Genomic DNA, 13647 nt, shown 5'->3' on the forward strand with positions numbered 1-13647 from the left:
CAGCAGCAGGAAACAGGTAAGTTTGCGCATTATTTGAGCCTCCAAAAGTCTGGCCGATCCCGGTAATCGGGGCCGACGAGTTTTTCACCTGCTTCCATTCCACCGAGGATGGTCAGGTTATTGCCGAGAGCGCCAAGGTCTGCGTCCACCACGACTGAGCCTTGGTCATCTCGAATGAGAGCCAAGCGTGAATTCGTGCCGGTGCTGAGAAGCGTATCCAGCTCTTTCTGGTAGAGATTGAGCATCTGATAGTCCGACGCATTGGCCCGAATGTTCGGGAGTAGAACTTGCGTCGGTACCGCCTCAACGATGGTCTTGCCGGTGCGGGTCCGTTCAAGTTGGCTGGCATATTGCGTCATCATCACGGCCACAGTGTTTTGCTTCCGCGCTGTCACCAGCCATTGCGATAGACGTTCTGCGAAATACTCGTTGTCGAGCGCCTTCCATGCCTCATCAATGATGATGATTGTGGGGCGGCGATCTTCGATCTTCCGCTCGATACGGCGGAACAAATAGCTGAGAACGGCCATCCGTTCCTTGTCGCTTTCACTGTCGAGGATTCCGGTCAGATCGAAGCCCACCAAACTGCCATCCAGCGAGAAGGTGTCTTTAAGGCTATGGCCGAAAATCCAGCCGAAGCGGCCTTTTTCAGCCCATTCGAGAACCCGCTGGTTCAGATCGCCGTCATCGTCCATCGACATGAAAAGGGACGCGAAGTTCTGCCAATCGCGCAAGCCTGGGTCTGTTGCCTGCGCATTCTGACGAACGCATTCCATGATACGATTGGTCTGGGCAGGCGTCAGCGGCTTGTCTTCGCGGTAGAGCAGGGAGCCGAACCAGTCTGCCAGCCACGCGACGCCGCGTTTGTCCACTTCGGTCCAGAGCGGATTAAGACCCGTGGGCATACCGCCCTGGATCGTCGTATAGCGGCCCTCATTGGCCCGCACGGCCATTTCCATGCCCTGCCGGTAGTCGAAGACGAACACGCGCGCACCTGCCCGCACGGCCTGTGTCATAAGGAAGGCCGAGAAGACCGACTTACCCGAGCCGGGACGTCCCATAATCAGCGTGTGACCGCTGGTGGGCTCTTTCTCTGGCGAACCGGCCTCGTGGTAGGAGAAGCGATAGGCGCTCTTTTCTGGCGTCGGGAAGATCGAGATGACCTTGCCCCATGGCACTTCGTGATCCGCCTTGCCGAGTTGTGTCCGGTGGAACGCAGCAAAGTCAGCAAAGTTGCGGTTTGTCACGGTGCTGGCCCGCAGCCGTTTGGGTTGGTTGCCAGGGTGCTGACTGAAATAATGCGTATTCGCGCCAAAGCTGTCGCTGATCATTGTGACGCCTTCCGATGCGGCAGCATTCACGATTTCTGCGCCGAGTGTTTCCAGTTCCTCACGGGTTTCAGCGAAGACCGTCACCACCATATGATGATCGCCCATGCTGGCGCGTTTCGCTTCCAGATCATCAGCGAGAAAGAGAAGGTTTTCGCGTAGAGACACTGCGGCGTCATCGGTCGCTTGCATTTGCTTCACCTGCCGTTTGATCCGCGAAATTGTCATGTTGGTGTTCACCGGCGTAAACGAGTGCGTGACGATCATATCGACCGGCAGATTGAGCTGGTCGAACATGATGCAGTTGGTCTGCTCAGAATAGTCTTTGATGCTGTAGCTTTTGCCAAAGCGTCGGCCCGCAACGCCTTCGCTTAACTCAAAATGCTCACCGAAGAATGTCGCCCGTGTGTTGGAGGCAGAAGACGCCACAAAGCCGAATTTCGACGTGTGATGCAGCGGGAGTTCCTGACCTGTATTCAAGGCACCGAGGAACCCAACCAATTCGCCTTTCTCAGCCGACAAAACAGAGGGTTTAAGATGTGCTAAGCCAGACATGTAAATGCCAACCGCTTCATTGAGACGACGCATCCGCTTGGCTGTTTCTTCCCGCAAGCGTTCTGGCGATGGTCGCCGCATGAACTTCAAGAAGCTCTTGGACGGCGGGCGATGGACGATCGTGAGCGTCAGTGTCTTGTCGCGCAATCCTCCATTCGACAATTTGCCGCGCCATTGTTGATCGACCATTGCGGCGAAAGTATCGCCTTCGATGGGCTCAACATCGACACTGATCCCTTTCGAGACCTTGTGGACGTAGTAGCTGAATTCTTCGCCAAGCTGGGCAACGATCCGGGCGAAGCTCGCTCGAATGCCATCGAGATAGTCGTCATCGATCGTGTAGCTGTTGATTCCGGTGATGCGGATGCACTGGAACAACTCGTTAACACGTGTGCGCACGGTCCGATCATCAACAAGGCTCACATAGGGAAGCATGTGCGCCAGTTGCTTTTCGTGCTGAAACCACTTGGGCATCAGCGTGCGCTCATCCAGACCATCACGGGGCATAGCTATCTCCGCCATGGATTTTCCTGTTTCTGGTCGGGGGCGTTTCTTGGAGGCTTGTTATCGCAACGTCGATGAACCGAGGGTCCCAATCCGCCGCCTTCCAAAGCACCGGATACAGAACTGCCGCTATGCCAAGCACCAGGAAGCTCTGTATCCACACAAACAGCAGCACGGAGCCGAACAGCCAGACAACGGCATACATGATCGGCAAACCAAACAGCTTTGGAGGGCGGACGAGGCCTAGGAACAAAGGTGATCTTTCAGCCACGCTACACCCCCTTAAGCAAATACTGCTGCAACGATCGTCGGCGCTGCGGCGACACCCGCAATACCAACCAGAACCCATAGGGCTTGGCGCAGGTCGATGATGTTGAAGAACCAGCTCAAAAAGACGCCGATGACGGCCAGCGTGGCAATCACGACACCAAGCGGGCCGGTCAGGGCATCAACGATGCCCTGCAAGAGGTTTTGGATAGGCGACAGGTCGATAGATTGCGCCATAGCCGGTTCGGCCATGACGACGAAGACCGTCAAGACGGTCATCAGTAGTGGTAGCGGCCTCATGAGTTTTCTCCTTCTAGCCTGTTGAACACGGCCAGCACCCGCTGAACGTGGCTTTGCGTTTCACGGTAAGGCGGGATGCCCCGGTATTGCCTGACGGCATCGGGACCGGCGTTGTAGGCAGCCAGAGCGAGCCGCGCGTCACCGAAGGTCTCAAGCTGTGCGACCAGGTATCGCGCGGAGCCGTCAAGATTTGCCCGCCAGTCAAAGGGATCGACGCCAAGGTCTTCGGCGGTTCCCGGCATGAGCTGACCAAGGCCAATCGCGCCGACATGCGACCGGGCGCTCACATTGTAGGCGCTTTCGATTTCGATGTTTGAGCGGAACAGCAACCGCCATTCAGTCACCGTGAGACCGGCGGCGCGCAAGCCTCGGTGGCTTCCATACCGCAAGGCGGTGTCATCTATTGCAGCGAGGATATCGGGGCGGGGAACGGCGACACGGGGCGCAACAGCAGCGACGCGGAATGAGCCGTCTTCGGTTGTAGATGCGTCACCTTCAGTCTCAGCAGCTTCGCCGTCGCCAAAGATGCTCAAGGGCGCGTTTGCGTCACCTTGCCCAATACCGTCATTGTAATTTCTTGCGAAACGGTCTTGAGATTGCGATGGCACAAGAGAGCCATCGGATTCCATCGTGAAGATCAATTGTGCTGTTGCGGCGTGAGGCGCAATCAGCAGTAGGAAGGCGCTAGCCGTTGCTGTCGCCGTCTTCCTCTTGAGATAGCGTAAAGGTCCAACGCTGACCTTCATAAACTGGGAACGCGATAACGGAGAAGCCGAGGTCGATGAGGAAAGAGACAAGCCCGGTGACAGTCTTGAACTTTCTGACCTTGATGTAGTCGCTGCCGGTGCGGGCACGCGCAGTGACAAGCTGTTTCTCGACGCCGTCATCGTTAACGGCGCGGAGTATCCAGATGCCATGCCATACCGAATTCTTTCGGTATGCATCTTCTTTGCAAACGACTTCGACGTGGTATCCGGACTCGATGAGCTCGCGGAAACCGGCTTCTGTAACCACATTTGGCGCTTCTTTTTCTAGATCCATGTCCACGGCTGCGCTCTTTCTGTCTTTGGGCGCACCGAGGCTATTGCTTCGATGCACCATAGTTACAATAATACGGTTATGTGCGCAAGATACGGTTTCGTGCCGTGATCGTGCCTTAACCCGCGCACAGTATTACGCACGCAGGTGCGGATTCCTCAAGCATTGAAGGAACATGGACATGATCAAAAGGGTATGCCGCCAATCCCTCATCCCCGTATTTCTGTTGGTTTCGCTTGCAGGGCAGGCACACGGTCAAACCTGCTATGCGCCGGAGAGACCATTTGTGCCGACCGATCCGCACGATGTTCAAGAGTATCGCGATCTGATTGGTCGAGACTTCGAGAACTATATCGCCGACATCCAAAGTTACTTTAGATGCCTAGAAGAAGAGAGGTCGCGGGCCTTTGAGGAAGCGCGTGAAGTCAGCCAAGAGTATGGCCGGTTTTTGGAGATCACCAACGATTGATAGGAGCGTCTGACGCATTATTCATCGTTGCAACCAAGTAGAAATGTCACCAAGAGCGCTGACTTGAGCAATGTCTGATACGGGGAAGACCCGATATGCCCCAGCCCTGACTGGCATTGCGGGGTAGGGGATGCGGACGTTGATAATCAGCTCAGCGAAGGTGTCTGAAGAGCCCAAACGCACCGATGCTACAGATTAGACGGATGGCAGTTTTTGCAATCGTTTCGCGACAACCGATCTAGAGTCTTCGCTTGGCCAACTCACGATAAAGCGCTGGTGGCGACACACCGATCTTATCTGCAATCGCGATCCACTCACCTTTCTTCGGCTCACCATAAAGATCCAGCCATGCGTCTAGCCGGTCAGAAACACGGCGCAGGCGTAATATCTCAATCCGCGCACGTTGCGCCTGAACTTCTCGGGCGTGAGTTTCGATGAGGCTTAAGGCTGCACCCGGATCGTCCCGCAAGGCTAAAAGAAACTTAGCTCTAGGCATGACAGCGATCTGGGAATTAGAGCGAGTGACCGCATCACAATGGTAGATCTCGGCGAACAGAGATGCTTCGGCCAATGCACTGCCTGCGTCGGTGACATGGAGAGTTAGCGCGGTTCCGTCTTCCATTGGCCTTTCCAGCGCGACCGCACCAGATCGGACCAAATACATCGACCTGACAGGATCCTCACGACGGAACAGAGTTTTGCCCTGTTCGTAGTACTGCAATGGCGCGTGATCAAATATGTGTTGCCAGCCTGACATGATAGAAATCATATAAGCTTCCCCGCACATTGGATAGGGTGCAGTTAAATTTGAGCGAGGTTTGATGATGCGATTGAAGATTATTTTGACGGTAGCTGCTGTAGCTGGCGGTTCGGCGATTGCCTTGGCGCAAACGATGCATACTGATCACGGCGAAGGAATGGATCATGCGATGCATGCCCAAGACTTACCTGCTGGCGGCACCGAACTGACTGAACCGGGGCAAGGGGCTTTTGCGGCATTGTCCGAAGTCGTGCGCGTGCTGGAAGCCGACCCCGACACGAACTGGGCACAAGTGGATTTGGCGGGCTTGCGCGCGCACTTGGTGGACATGGATCGACTGATCACGGATACGATCGTCACGGAAACAATACTACCAAACGGTTTGTCGGGGCTGGCGACGGGCGATACGGAAACGCTCGCCACGCTTGGCCGGATGGTTCCCGCTCACGCAGCGCAGCTCGCGCGGGATGAGCGCTGGACAGTGGAAGTCTCAGAACTGGAAAGCGGCATTGAGTTGCGTGTGACCAGTGATGATCCTGCTGTGATCGCCAGAATTAAGGGGCTGGGGTTCTTTGGGTTGATGGCGAGTCAGGACCATCACCGCGAACACCACCTGATGATGGCGCGTGGTGAAGATGCGCACAGCCACTGACACCCGTGACAGGATGTAGCGTAGCTTAGGCTTGCAAATGTCCACATACCCCATGTAGGTATACGTCATGTATTTTGTCCGGCTCCTTCTTGTCATCATGGTAACGTTGTCCGCTTCTGTATCGGGGGCAATGGACGCTAGCCACGCGTTGACCGTGGAGCAAAGCCACGCAGCAATGGACGAAATGGCTGACGATCAATCGGCCTGCTGTTCAGAAAGCTCGGAGCGTACCTCGACCTGTCATGTTTTGTCTGCGCTGGTTCCCGGTACGCCACTCCAAGACGTTGCTCCTGTGACTTGCGAAAATGTGTTCTTCAGTGCTGGCCTTCTTCTGACGGGCTTTGATCCATCCGGTCCCCTCGACCCTCCCCGCGCGGTGTGATGCGTTCCGTGTCCGTTTGGACGCGGGCTTAGAATTTGCAATCACATCTTAGCGGGTTTTACCCGCGCGTATTTCTGTCGAGAGGAAAAGACATGAAACCTATCAAGACACTACTCGCCTTCGCCCCTGCCGCTGTTCTTACGCTTGGACTCGCCTCCTTTGGCGTGGTCGAAATGGCCCATGCGGAAAGTCATTCCAACATCGCCGATCACGGAACGATGCACGTGACCAAAAGTCCAACCTGCGGTTGTTGCGGCGCATGGGTCGCTTTGGCCCGCGAAGAGGGCTATGACATCGAAGTGACAGACACCGCCGACGTCACCAGTGTTAAGCTGGATAACGATGTGCCCGGCACGATGTGGGCCTGCCATACCGCGATGATCGACGGCTATGTGGTCGAAGGTCATGTGCCTTTTGCGGCCCTAACCAAGTTGCTAGATGAACGCCCAGACATCACTGGGATTGCCGTGCCCGGAATGCCCGGCGGCTCCCCCGGCATGGGGAACGATCCAACCGCGCGGTATGATGTGTTGGCCTTCGGCGGGGATGCCGGTGATGGCGAAGTCTTTTATCAGGCAGGCCTATGAACCGGACTATGGTGATGGGCATTGGTGCAGCGGTTCTGGCTGGAACCGCTGTACTCGTCTTTACGTGGGGAACGTCTGCACCAGCCGGAACCGTTCTCTATGCCTCGGACCCGGACGTGGTAGCCCTTGGGCAGACAATCTATACCGATAACTGTGCGGCCTGTCATGGTGCGAACCTCGAAGGCGAGTCGAACTGGCGTTCGCCCGGCTCGGACGGACGACTTCCTGCGCCACCTCATGATGAGACCGGACATACGTGGCACCATGACGGCGACACGCTGTTTCGACTTACAAAATACGGAACCGCCGCTTTGATCGGTGATCCTGACTACGAATCCAATATGCCTGTCTATGAGGGTGTCCTGACGGATGATGAGATCATCGCCGTCCTTAGCTATATTAAATCGACTTGGCCGCAGGAAATCCGTGACCGGCATGACGAAATGGAAAACAGACAATGAAACAAATAATTCTGGCCTTAGTGGCCACATTGGCGATTGCGCCAGCTGCGCTGGCCCACTCAAAAGCCGAAACCACAACTCCGGCAAATGAATCAACTGTCGAGAAGGTTGAGGTCATCGAACTGCGCTTTGATGATCCGATGCGTGTCACCGCCATCACCCTTACGGGACCAGACGGAGATGTGGAGATCATGCGCGAAACCGGTCTCGATCCGGTGACGGAGTTTCGCGCTATGCCGTCTGCAATTATGCCGGCCGGGGTTTACTCGGTGGATTGGCGTGGTTTGTCAGCGGACGGCCACCCAATGCAGGGCACTTTCAGCTTCACGGTTGCTGACTAAGTGATGGAAGGTCTTGCCCCGATAGACGGGTGGGCGCTTGCCGCGATCATTGCAAAAGCCGCCGGATATGCAGCGGCATTGGTTGCTATGGGAGGACCGTTGTTTCTCGCCGCCTTCCGATCTGCTCCTGATGACGTGCTACGCCTCGCTCGGAAACTCGCCGTCATTGCCGCTCTCATTGGTCTTGCAGTTCTAGCGCTACGCTTTGGCATCCGCGCCGCCCGTATTTCAGGAATGGGCCCATCCGGGGCGATAGAAGCGATGATGCTGAGCTTTGTCTGGGACAGCCCCCTCGGGACGGCTGCGATCTGGCGCGGCGCGGGTGCATTGCTGATCGTTGCCGTCCTAATCGAGGGCACCATCGGGATAGTTGCAAGTCTTCTTGGCGCGCTACTGATCGCCATGTCTTATGCCTTCGTCGGTCACTCCTTGGGTGATCCGCGCTGGATACTGGCGGTACTTGTGGTGACGCATCTGTTGGCCGCGGCTTTCTGGGTTGGGGCGTTGGCTCCCCTGCATCGGTCTGCCGCTAACAAAGACGGCGCAGCTCTCCTTCATCGCTTCGGCATCATTGCCAGCGGTACCGTTGCAGTGCTCGTTGTCGTGGGTGTGTCATTTGCGTGGCTCATGATCGGGTCTTTCAGCGGATTATTTGGAACGGCTTATGGCTGGACGCTGATTGTTAAAATTTGCGTTGTCACTGGACTGCTTGGCCTCGCCGCAAAGAATAAGCTCCAGCTTGTCCCAGCTCTCGCCGCTAACAAAGACGACGCAGGCGGGCGACTGCGTCGCTCCATCCGTATGGAAGTCGTCGCCGTCGCCTTAATCCTGTTGGCAACGGCCACACTCACCTCGATCACGACCCCGCCAGTGAATCTTTGATTGGAGAAAATCCGATGACACGACCATCAAGACGAACCCTTCTAACCGGTACAGCTTCACTGTTCGGAGCGGCAATACTGCCGCGCGCAGTGTTTGCGGAGACCGGCCTGCCGGTTTTGCGAGCCTCAACGTCTACGGCGCAGCTCGCCCCTGATGGATACCCTGCAACGCCAGTCTGGTCCTACGCCACGGGAGATGCGGGCACAGTTCCCGGACCTGAAATCCGCGTCACCGCCGGTGAGCGGGTCCAATACCGGCTGGTCAACGATCTGCCGCAACCGACCGCCGTTCATTGGCATGGTATCCGTATTGAAAACGCGATGGACGGAGCCGCTCCGCTGACGCAAGCACCGGTGCCACCGAGTGAAGGCTTCGACTATGACTTCGTGACCCCTGATCCTGGCACCTATTGGTATCATTCGCACAATCGTAGCACGGAGCAGGTCGCGCGGGGCTTGGCAGGCCCCCTGATCGTGGAGGATCGCGAACCTTGGTTGGGTGAACTTGGAGCTGCAACCCGCGAGGTCACGCTGGTTCTTGATGATTGGTTGCTCGACGCGGATGCCACGATCGTCGAGGACCGGTGGGATGACCTTCATGCCGCTGCCCATGGCGGGCGAATGGGAAACACGGTCACTGTAAATGGCAAGGCCTATCCCAATCTGGAAATTCGGCCCGGCGAGAGAGTACGGCTTCGCCTCATAAACACGGCGACAGCACGGATTATGCCTCTGGTTCTGCAAGGGCTTGCGCCGCATTTGATCTCGCTGGACGGTCATCCTGTCCAACCACGCGCGATAGAAACTGTTCTGCTGGGACCAGCGCAACGGGCAGATGTCGTCATAGATGCTCCTATGGACCCTGACGCGCAAATCGCTCTGTTATTGGACCCGGGTAATGGTGAGTTGGTGGAAATAGCGTCTTTCGCTGTTGCTGGTGACGCATTCACTACGGTCCATGCCGATGTCAGAGCCTTGCCCGCATGGGGAACGCTTCCTGCGCCTGATCTCACCGACCCGCAACGCGAAACGCTGCTGATGGAAGGTGGGGCAATGCGCGGAATGCTGGAAACCGAATATCAGGGCAAGGTTATGGATTTTCGCGAACTCTCGTCAAACGGCATGGTCTGGGCTTTCAACGGTGTGGCAAATGGTATGGATGCGCCAATGTTCCGAACATCCTTGGGTCGGACGGTGCATATGGAAATGACCAACCGTTCTATGTTCCCGCACGCCATTCACTTACACGGCCATCATTTCGAGGTTCTGGCCCGCAGCGGTGCGTCAAACACATCTGGCGATATTCGGGATACTGTTATGATCGGTGCAGACGAAACATTGGAAATTGCTTTCGTCGCGGACAATCCCGGTGTTTGGATGCTGCATTGCCACATGCTCTCGCATCAAGCCTCCGGCATGATGGGCTGGTTCGAGGTCGCGTGATGTTTTGGGTTCCCCTGTTGGCTGGGGTTGGCCTCGGCGGTGCCACGGTGGCGCTCATGGTACTCGGTGGTGTGCTCAACCAGCGAGGAACTTGGGCCACGACAATGGTGGCTATCGCATCCTTTTACGTTGTCTTTGCGATCCAGTCGGGCGACACGCTGGAAATTATTGTCCATACGGGTCTCGCGGCAGGCTTCGCGGGACTGGTAATCATCGGCGCGCGCACTTCGTCTTGGATACTTGCCGCCGCGCTCCTTGCGCACGGAATCTTCGATGTATTTGTCGGATTGGTCATTGCGAACCCCGCACCAGGTTGGTGGGGACCGTTTTGTCTTGGAATCGACGTGGTTCTGGCAATGGCGCTCGCGACGATGCTTTGGCGCGGGAGGACACTCGATTGAGAAGACCTACCGCGACGCCTTTTGCAAAAGGCCGATCAGTTCGTCGAACTTGGCCCTCTGTTCCTCGGGGTCGCCACTTTCGATGGCGGACTCAACACAATGTTGCGCATGGTTTTCCAGCACCAGCTTCTCCACACCCAACACCGCCGAACGGATCGCCGCTGTCTGTGCCAGAATATCCATGCAGTAACGGTCGGTTTCGACCATTTTTGCGACACCACGCACCTGTCCTTCGAGCCGTGACAGGCGGTCCAGAGTCTTGTCTTTGTTTGCCTTCATCCAACGGCGCTCCCTATTTTTGGAACCAACGACTGACATTTTGGTTATATACCCCATATGGGTATACCAGAAAGACAGCCAATGGCACGTAAGGAGCATACTACAATGGAATCGCACGGTACGCATCACAATAGCCAGTCCAGCAAAGGCAGCGGATATGGCCGGTTTTTTGCCATGATCGGCACATCGACGGTCGTGATGTACGGCCTGATGTATCTCAACACCTACGCGCTGGATCACGTGTTTTTTTCGCAAACGCGGATGTGGATGGCGCTTTATATGGGTGGGATGATGGCGATCATCATGCTGGCGTTCATGTTGGGCATGTATTCCAACAAAAAAGCCAATATCGCGATCTTTGCAGGTGCAGCCATTGCCTTCGCCGCCGGTCTTTTTCTTGTTCGCTCACAGGACACAGTTGGCGATGTTGCCTGGATGAAGGCGATGATCCCGCATCATTCCATCGCGATCCTGACCAGTGAACGCGCCAACATTTCCGATCCCCGCGTTCAGGAGCTGGCCACTACAATCATCGAAGCGCAGCGCGGCGAGATTGCGGAAATGAAGCGATACATTGCGGATATTGAAGCCAATGGGGATGCGCCCGCAGGCACCGCCCGTAACCAAGAAGGAAACTGAACGATGATGAATGGTGAAATGCACGATGGCGCAGGCTGGATGATGGGCGGCATGGGGATAATTGCCATGCTTGTTGTCGTCTTTCTGATCGCAGGTATCGTCTACTTTGTTCGCAATTCCGGCGGACGCTGATTGCAAGGAGAATAATTATGCCAAAGGACACCCGCGACGTTGCAGACGTCACAACCGATCCCGCCACGTCCGCCACCGGAAAGACCGCCGTTCTGTATCGTATGGCTTTGCCCAATCATCTGTGCCCTGCGGGCCAGAAGGCACGCTGGCTCTTGAACAGTAAAGGATACAAGGTGGATGATCGGCTGTTTCGAGAAAGGTCGGAAGTCGATGCATTCAAAGAAGAACACGATGTTCCGACCACCCCACAGGTCTGGATCGAAGGCGAGCGGGTCGGCGGATATGACGCGCTGCGCCAAAAGCTCACCGACTACGATCCTGATGCGAAAACCTATGCACCGGTCCTTTATCTTTTTGCTGTGGCCGCCGCGACAGCACTCGTGCTTTCGATTGGATTCCTTGGTGCAATCACATGGCAGACGTTGGGCTGGTTCATCTCGATCTCAATGATCCTGCTTGGGATGCAAAAGCTGCGCGACATCGAAACCTTTACGACGATGTTCCTGAACTATGCCCTGCTGGCGCGCAAATGGGTGCCATATGCCTATGTGTATCCGTGGGTTGAGACCGGCGCAGGCATTCTGATGACGGGAATGCTGCTGACCCCGCTCGCCGCGCCTGCGGCGCTGTTTATCGCCACTGTTGGCGCGATCAGTGTGTTCAAGGCGGTTTACATCGACAAACGAGAATTGAAATGCGCCTGCGTGGGCGGCGGCGCGAACGTGCCGCTGGGTTTTGTCAGCTTGACAGAAAACCTGATGATGATGGGGATGGCCATCGTCATGCTCATTAAGATCGTCGTTTAATGACAACGCAAATTGACTGGCGGCGTCGGGCACTGCTGGCAGGTGGTGCCCTTGCGGTAGTGGGCTGGGTAAAAGGTGTGCCGTACCTTGCGTCCCTTGGCACGCCAGACTTGACCTTTGAAGACATCCCAAGTGCGCCGCCGTTCCGGCGTTTTCTTGGAAGCGGCTCGGCGACACCCGCAGCTGCAATATTTGCGGGTCTCGATGCAGGAGAGCCTGAACCGGAAACGAATGACAGACTTAAAGATATCGTGCGTGCAGACCCTTGCTCGGCTTTCTACGGCACTCAGAAATCTGATATTGTGTCGGTAGCAATGTTCTCGGATTTCGCCTGTCCTATCTGTCGGATCGTGGATGACAGGTTATCTGATCTAAATCTGAGTAAACCAAACAGTTTCACAATTGTACGACACCAGCTTCCTCTTCTGGGTGTCGCCTCCGCAACGGCCAGTCGCGCGGTCCTGGCTACCGATCTACAAGGTGGATACCGTGACATGCACCAACGTCTGATCCGAACCCCTGCGATCACCGATGAAAGCTTTGTTGCAGTCATTGCTGAAAATATAGGGCTCGATGCCAACCGTCTGTTAGAGGACATGGCGTCCGAAGCAATTGACCAACGGCTGCAAATGACCGCCGCGATTGCCGATGTCTTTGGCTTTTACGGTACACCCGCATTCGCGATTGGCCGGACAGTTTTCATGGGCTCGGTTCCTGCGAACACCCTGAGCCGACTTATTGAGTTGGAAGTCAGCAACCCCTGTTTAACCGCATGATGCCCAGAGCATGTGGTGCGTGAGGGGCTAAGATGGGTCTAGGGTAATGTTTCCGAAACCCGCATCAATGGTCAACAAGCTGCCAATACAATGTCTCATTCAAATTTCAGGCAGTATTGACAAAGAGTTCCACGTATCGGATACCCCCCCTATGTATCGACGTCGCTCCATTTCTTCATTGTACAAGGTACTCACGTGCCTCGCACTTGTGTTGACTTTGGTATTTGCGCCTCCTTCGGCATCCCATGCCGGTGCCGGTATGCATGATGGCGGTCACCACGCTTCGGCCACTCAGCATGACCATGATGCAAGCGACGGCTCGATCAGCTATATGTCCTCACATGCAACGCAGTCCAGTTGCGGCTCAACCTCCGCGTCGCCTAGTGACGATGAATCGACTGGTCAATGTTGCAGCGGCATTTGCTCTTCAGTCGTGCTGGACGACACCACTGTTGATGCGGCAATCCAGCCAACTGGCGAAAAATATCTGACGCTGTATGCGCAGAGCGACTCGATTAAGCCCTCCGGCTTTCTGCGCCCTCCCCAATCCCTGATCTGATTACGGGCCCCTAGAGGGTCTTCGTATCGCGCTTAAGCGTGCGTGATCCCGAAGTTCATCAGTCAGGTAAAATTCATGAAAATCCAA

The 13647-nt window shown here is 55.8% G+C and carries 21 protein-coding genes; 14 read left to right on the plus strand and 7 right to left on the minus strand.

Going from position 1 to position 13647, the window contains the following annotated elements:
• Positions 1 to 29: 29 nt before the first annotated feature.
• The 5 genes from Z945_RS0105975 to Z945_RS0105995 are packed head-to-tail and all read right to left on the minus strand — an operon-like array spanning position 30 to position 3995.
• On the minus strand, positions 30 to 2390 hold the full coding sequence (locus tag Z945_RS0105975) for a VirB4 family type IV secretion/conjugal transfer ATPase (protein ID WP_025051199.1): 2361 nt from the start codon (positions 2388 to 2390) through the stop codon (positions 30 to 32).
• Positions 2380 to 2658 carry a VirB3 family type IV secretion system protein gene (locus tag Z945_RS0105980; protein ID WP_025051200.1) on the minus strand — a complete coding sequence of 93 codons (279 nt, stop codon included), beginning with the start codon at positions 2656 to 2658 and terminating at the stop codon, positions 2380 to 2382. Before Z945_RS0105980 ends, Z945_RS0105975 begins: the two co-directional genes overlap by 11 nt.
• Before the next feature lie 11 nt (positions 2659 to 2669).
• Positions 2670 to 2954: a TrbC/VirB2 family type IV secretion system protein gene (locus tag Z945_RS0105985; protein ID WP_025051201.1), complete on the minus strand. Its 285-nt coding sequence runs from the start codon at positions 2952 to 2954 to the stop codon at positions 2670 to 2672.
• Positions 2951 to 3595, minus strand: a complete 645-nt coding sequence (locus tag Z945_RS0105990) for a lytic transglycosylase domain-containing protein (RefSeq protein ID WP_025051202.1) — start codon at positions 3593 to 3595, stop codon at positions 2951 to 2953. Before Z945_RS0105990 ends, Z945_RS0105985 begins: the two co-directional genes overlap by 4 nt.
• Positions 3596 to 3638: 43 nt before the next feature.
• Positions 3639 to 3995, minus strand: coding sequence for a hypothetical protein (locus tag Z945_RS0105995; RefSeq protein WP_025051203.1), 357 nt, complete (start codon positions 3993 to 3995; stop codon positions 3639 to 3641).
• Positions 3996 to 4173: 178 nt separating this feature from the next.
• Here Z945_RS0105995 and Z945_RS19435 point away from each other — a divergent pair, with 178 nt between their 5' ends.
• Positions 4174 to 4461 carry a hypothetical protein gene (locus tag Z945_RS19435; protein WP_037970687.1) on the plus strand — a complete coding sequence of 96 codons (288 nt, stop codon included), beginning with the start codon at positions 4174 to 4176 and terminating at the stop codon, positions 4459 to 4461.
• A 238-nt stretch (positions 4462 to 4699) separates the two neighbouring features.
• On the opposite strand, the gene Z945_RS0106005 is transcribed toward Z945_RS19435, so the two are convergent.
• Positions 4700 to 5230 (minus strand): Crp/Fnr family transcriptional regulator, encoded by a 531-nt coding sequence (locus Z945_RS0106005; RefSeq protein ID WP_025051204.1) that lies wholly within the window; start codon positions 5228 to 5230, stop codon positions 4700 to 4702.
• A gap of 124 nt (positions 5231 to 5354) precedes the next feature.
• Here Z945_RS0106005 and Z945_RS0106010 point away from each other — a divergent pair, with 124 nt between their 5' ends.
• The 8 genes from Z945_RS0106010 to Z945_RS19440 all read left to right on the plus strand — a co-directional run bounded on the left by Z945_RS0106010 (position 5355) and on the right by Z945_RS19440 (position 10369).
• Positions 5355 to 5873, plus strand: coding sequence for a hypothetical protein (locus tag Z945_RS0106010; RefSeq protein WP_161634082.1), 519 nt, complete (start codon positions 5355 to 5357; stop codon positions 5871 to 5873).
• Between the two features lie 67 nt (positions 5874 to 5940).
• Positions 5941 to 6255 (plus strand): hypothetical protein, encoded by a 315-nt coding sequence (locus Z945_RS20465; RefSeq protein WP_152541080.1) that lies wholly within the window; start codon positions 5941 to 5943, stop codon positions 6253 to 6255.
• A gap of 92 nt (positions 6256 to 6347) precedes the next feature.
• Positions 6348 to 6842 carry a DUF411 domain-containing protein gene (locus Z945_RS0106015; RefSeq protein ID WP_025051206.1) on the plus strand — a complete coding sequence of 165 codons (495 nt, stop codon included), beginning with the start codon at positions 6348 to 6350 and terminating at the stop codon, positions 6840 to 6842.
• Positions 6839 to 7303 (plus strand): c-type cytochrome, encoded by a 465-nt coding sequence (locus tag Z945_RS0106020; RefSeq protein ID WP_025051207.1) that lies wholly within the window; start codon positions 6839 to 6841, stop codon positions 7301 to 7303. The genes Z945_RS0106015 and Z945_RS0106020 overlap by 4 nt, the downstream gene beginning before the upstream one ends.
• The gene (locus tag Z945_RS0106025) at positions 7300 to 7644 is read left to right on the plus strand and encodes a copper resistance CopC family protein (RefSeq protein ID WP_025051208.1); all 345 of its coding nucleotides are present in this window, start codon (positions 7300 to 7302) and stop codon (positions 7642 to 7644) included. Before Z945_RS0106020 ends, Z945_RS0106025 begins: the two co-directional genes overlap by 4 nt.
• 3 nt (positions 7645 to 7647) lie before the next feature.
• Entirely contained in the window at positions 7648 to 8526 is an 879-nt protein-coding gene (locus Z945_RS0106030; RefSeq protein ID WP_025051209.1) for a copper resistance D family protein, read from the plus strand.
• Between the two features lie 14 nt (positions 8527 to 8540).
• Positions 8541 to 9968, plus strand: a complete 1428-nt coding sequence (locus tag Z945_RS0106035; protein WP_025051210.1) for a multicopper oxidase family protein — start codon at positions 8541 to 8543, stop codon at positions 9966 to 9968.
• A complete protein-coding gene (locus Z945_RS19440; RefSeq protein ID WP_025051211.1) occupies positions 9968 to 10369 on the plus strand; it encodes a hypothetical protein in 402 nt (133 codons plus the stop codon). The genes Z945_RS0106035 and Z945_RS19440 overlap by 1 nt, the downstream gene beginning before the upstream one ends.
• Positions 10370 to 10375: 6 nt before the next feature.
• Here Z945_RS19440 and Z945_RS0106045 read toward each other — a convergent pair whose 3' ends face one another.
• Positions 10376 to 10648 (minus strand): metal-sensitive transcriptional regulator, encoded by a 273-nt coding sequence (locus tag Z945_RS0106045; protein WP_025051212.1) that lies wholly within the window; start codon positions 10646 to 10648, stop codon positions 10376 to 10378.
• Positions 10649 to 10753: 105 nt separating this feature from the next.
• On the opposite strand from Z945_RS0106045, the gene Z945_RS0106050 reads away from it, so the two are divergent.
• The 5 genes from Z945_RS0106050 to Z945_RS0106070 are packed head-to-tail and all read left to right on the plus strand — an operon-like array spanning position 10754 to position 13560.
• On the plus strand, positions 10754 to 11287 hold the full coding sequence (locus Z945_RS0106050) for a DUF305 domain-containing protein (RefSeq protein ID WP_025051213.1): 534 nt from the start codon (positions 10754 to 10756) through the stop codon (positions 11285 to 11287).
• A gap of 3 nt (positions 11288 to 11290) precedes the next feature.
• A complete protein-coding gene (locus Z945_RS20940; RefSeq protein ID WP_277618915.1) occupies positions 11291 to 11419 on the plus strand; it encodes a hypothetical protein in 129 nt (42 codons plus the stop codon).
• A gap of 17 nt (positions 11420 to 11436) precedes the next feature.
• Positions 11437 to 12225, plus strand: coding sequence for a MauE/DoxX family redox-associated membrane protein (locus Z945_RS0106060; protein ID WP_025051214.1), 789 nt, complete (start codon positions 11437 to 11439; stop codon positions 12223 to 12225).
• Positions 12225 to 13001, plus strand: a complete 777-nt coding sequence (locus tag Z945_RS20020; protein ID WP_025051215.1) for a DsbA family protein — start codon at positions 12225 to 12227, stop codon at positions 12999 to 13001. Before Z945_RS0106060 ends, Z945_RS20020 begins: the two co-directional genes overlap by 1 nt.
• A gap of 46 nt (positions 13002 to 13047) precedes the next feature.
• Entirely contained in the window at positions 13048 to 13560 is a 513-nt protein-coding gene (locus tag Z945_RS0106070) for a hypothetical protein (RefSeq protein WP_152541081.1), read from the plus strand.
• The last annotated feature ends 87 nt before the right edge of the window (positions 13561 to 13647 follow it).

It is taken from the genome of Sulfitobacter noctilucae, assembly GCF_000622365.1.
GTDB lineage: Bacteria > Pseudomonadota > Alphaproteobacteria > Rhodobacterales > Rhodobacteraceae > Sulfitobacter > Sulfitobacter noctilucae.

Excerpts from the sequence above, each read along its gene's own strand:
- Z945_RS0105975 (WP_025051199.1), bottom strand. The coding sequence starts at position 2,390 with ATGCCCCGTGATGGTCTGGATGAGCGCACGCTGATGCCCAAGTGGTTT.
- Z945_RS0105985 (WP_025051201.1), bottom strand. The coding sequence starts at position 2,954 with ATGAGGCCGCTACCACTACTGATGACCGTCTTGACGGTCTTCGTCGTC.
- Z945_RS0105995 (WP_025051203.1), bottom strand. The coding sequence starts at position 3,995 with ATGGATCTAGAAAAAGAAGCGCCAAATGTGGTTACAGAAGCCGGTTTC.
- Z945_RS19435 (WP_037970687.1), top strand. The coding sequence starts at position 4,174 with ATGATCAAAAGGGTATGCCGCCAATCCCTCATCCCCGTATTTCTGTTG.
- Z945_RS0106005 (WP_025051204.1), bottom strand. The coding sequence starts at position 5,230 with ATGATTTCTATCATGTCAGGCTGGCAACACATATTTGATCACGCGCCA.
- Z945_RS0106010 (WP_161634082.1), top strand. The coding sequence starts at position 5,355 with ATGCATACTGATCACGGCGAAGGAATGGATCATGCGATGCATGCCCAA.
- Z945_RS20465 (WP_152541080.1), top strand. The coding sequence starts at position 5,941 with ATGTATTTTGTCCGGCTCCTTCTTGTCATCATGGTAACGTTGTCCGCT.
- Z945_RS0106015 (WP_025051206.1), top strand. The coding sequence starts at position 6,348 with ATGAAACCTATCAAGACACTACTCGCCTTCGCCCCTGCCGCTGTTCTT.
- Z945_RS0106020 (WP_025051207.1), top strand. The coding sequence starts at position 6,839 with ATGAACCGGACTATGGTGATGGGCATTGGTGCAGCGGTTCTGGCTGGA.
- Z945_RS0106025 (WP_025051208.1), top strand. The coding sequence starts at position 7,300 with ATGAAACAAATAATTCTGGCCTTAGTGGCCACATTGGCGATTGCGCCA.
- Z945_RS0106030 (WP_025051209.1), top strand. The coding sequence starts at position 7,648 with ATGGAAGGTCTTGCCCCGATAGACGGGTGGGCGCTTGCCGCGATCATT.
- Z945_RS0106035 (WP_025051210.1), top strand. The coding sequence starts at position 8,541 with ATGACACGACCATCAAGACGAACCCTTCTAACCGGTACAGCTTCACTG.
- Z945_RS19440 (WP_025051211.1), top strand. The coding sequence starts at position 9,968 with ATGTTTTGGGTTCCCCTGTTGGCTGGGGTTGGCCTCGGCGGTGCCACG.
- Z945_RS0106045 (WP_025051212.1), bottom strand. The coding sequence starts at position 10,648 with ATGAAGGCAAACAAAGACAAGACTCTGGACCGCCTGTCACGGCTCGAA.
- Z945_RS0106050 (WP_025051213.1), top strand. The coding sequence starts at position 10,754 with ATGGAATCGCACGGTACGCATCACAATAGCCAGTCCAGCAAAGGCAGC.
- Z945_RS20940 (WP_277618915.1), top strand. The coding sequence starts at position 11,291 with ATGATGAATGGTGAAATGCACGATGGCGCAGGCTGGATGATGGGCGGC.
- Z945_RS0106060 (WP_025051214.1), top strand. The coding sequence starts at position 11,437 with ATGCCAAAGGACACCCGCGACGTTGCAGACGTCACAACCGATCCCGCC.
- Z945_RS20020 (WP_025051215.1), top strand. The coding sequence starts at position 12,225 with ATGACAACGCAAATTGACTGGCGGCGTCGGGCACTGCTGGCAGGTGGT.
- Z945_RS0106070 (WP_152541081.1), top strand. The coding sequence starts at position 13,048 with ATGTTTCCGAAACCCGCATCAATGGTCAACAAGCTGCCAATACAATGT.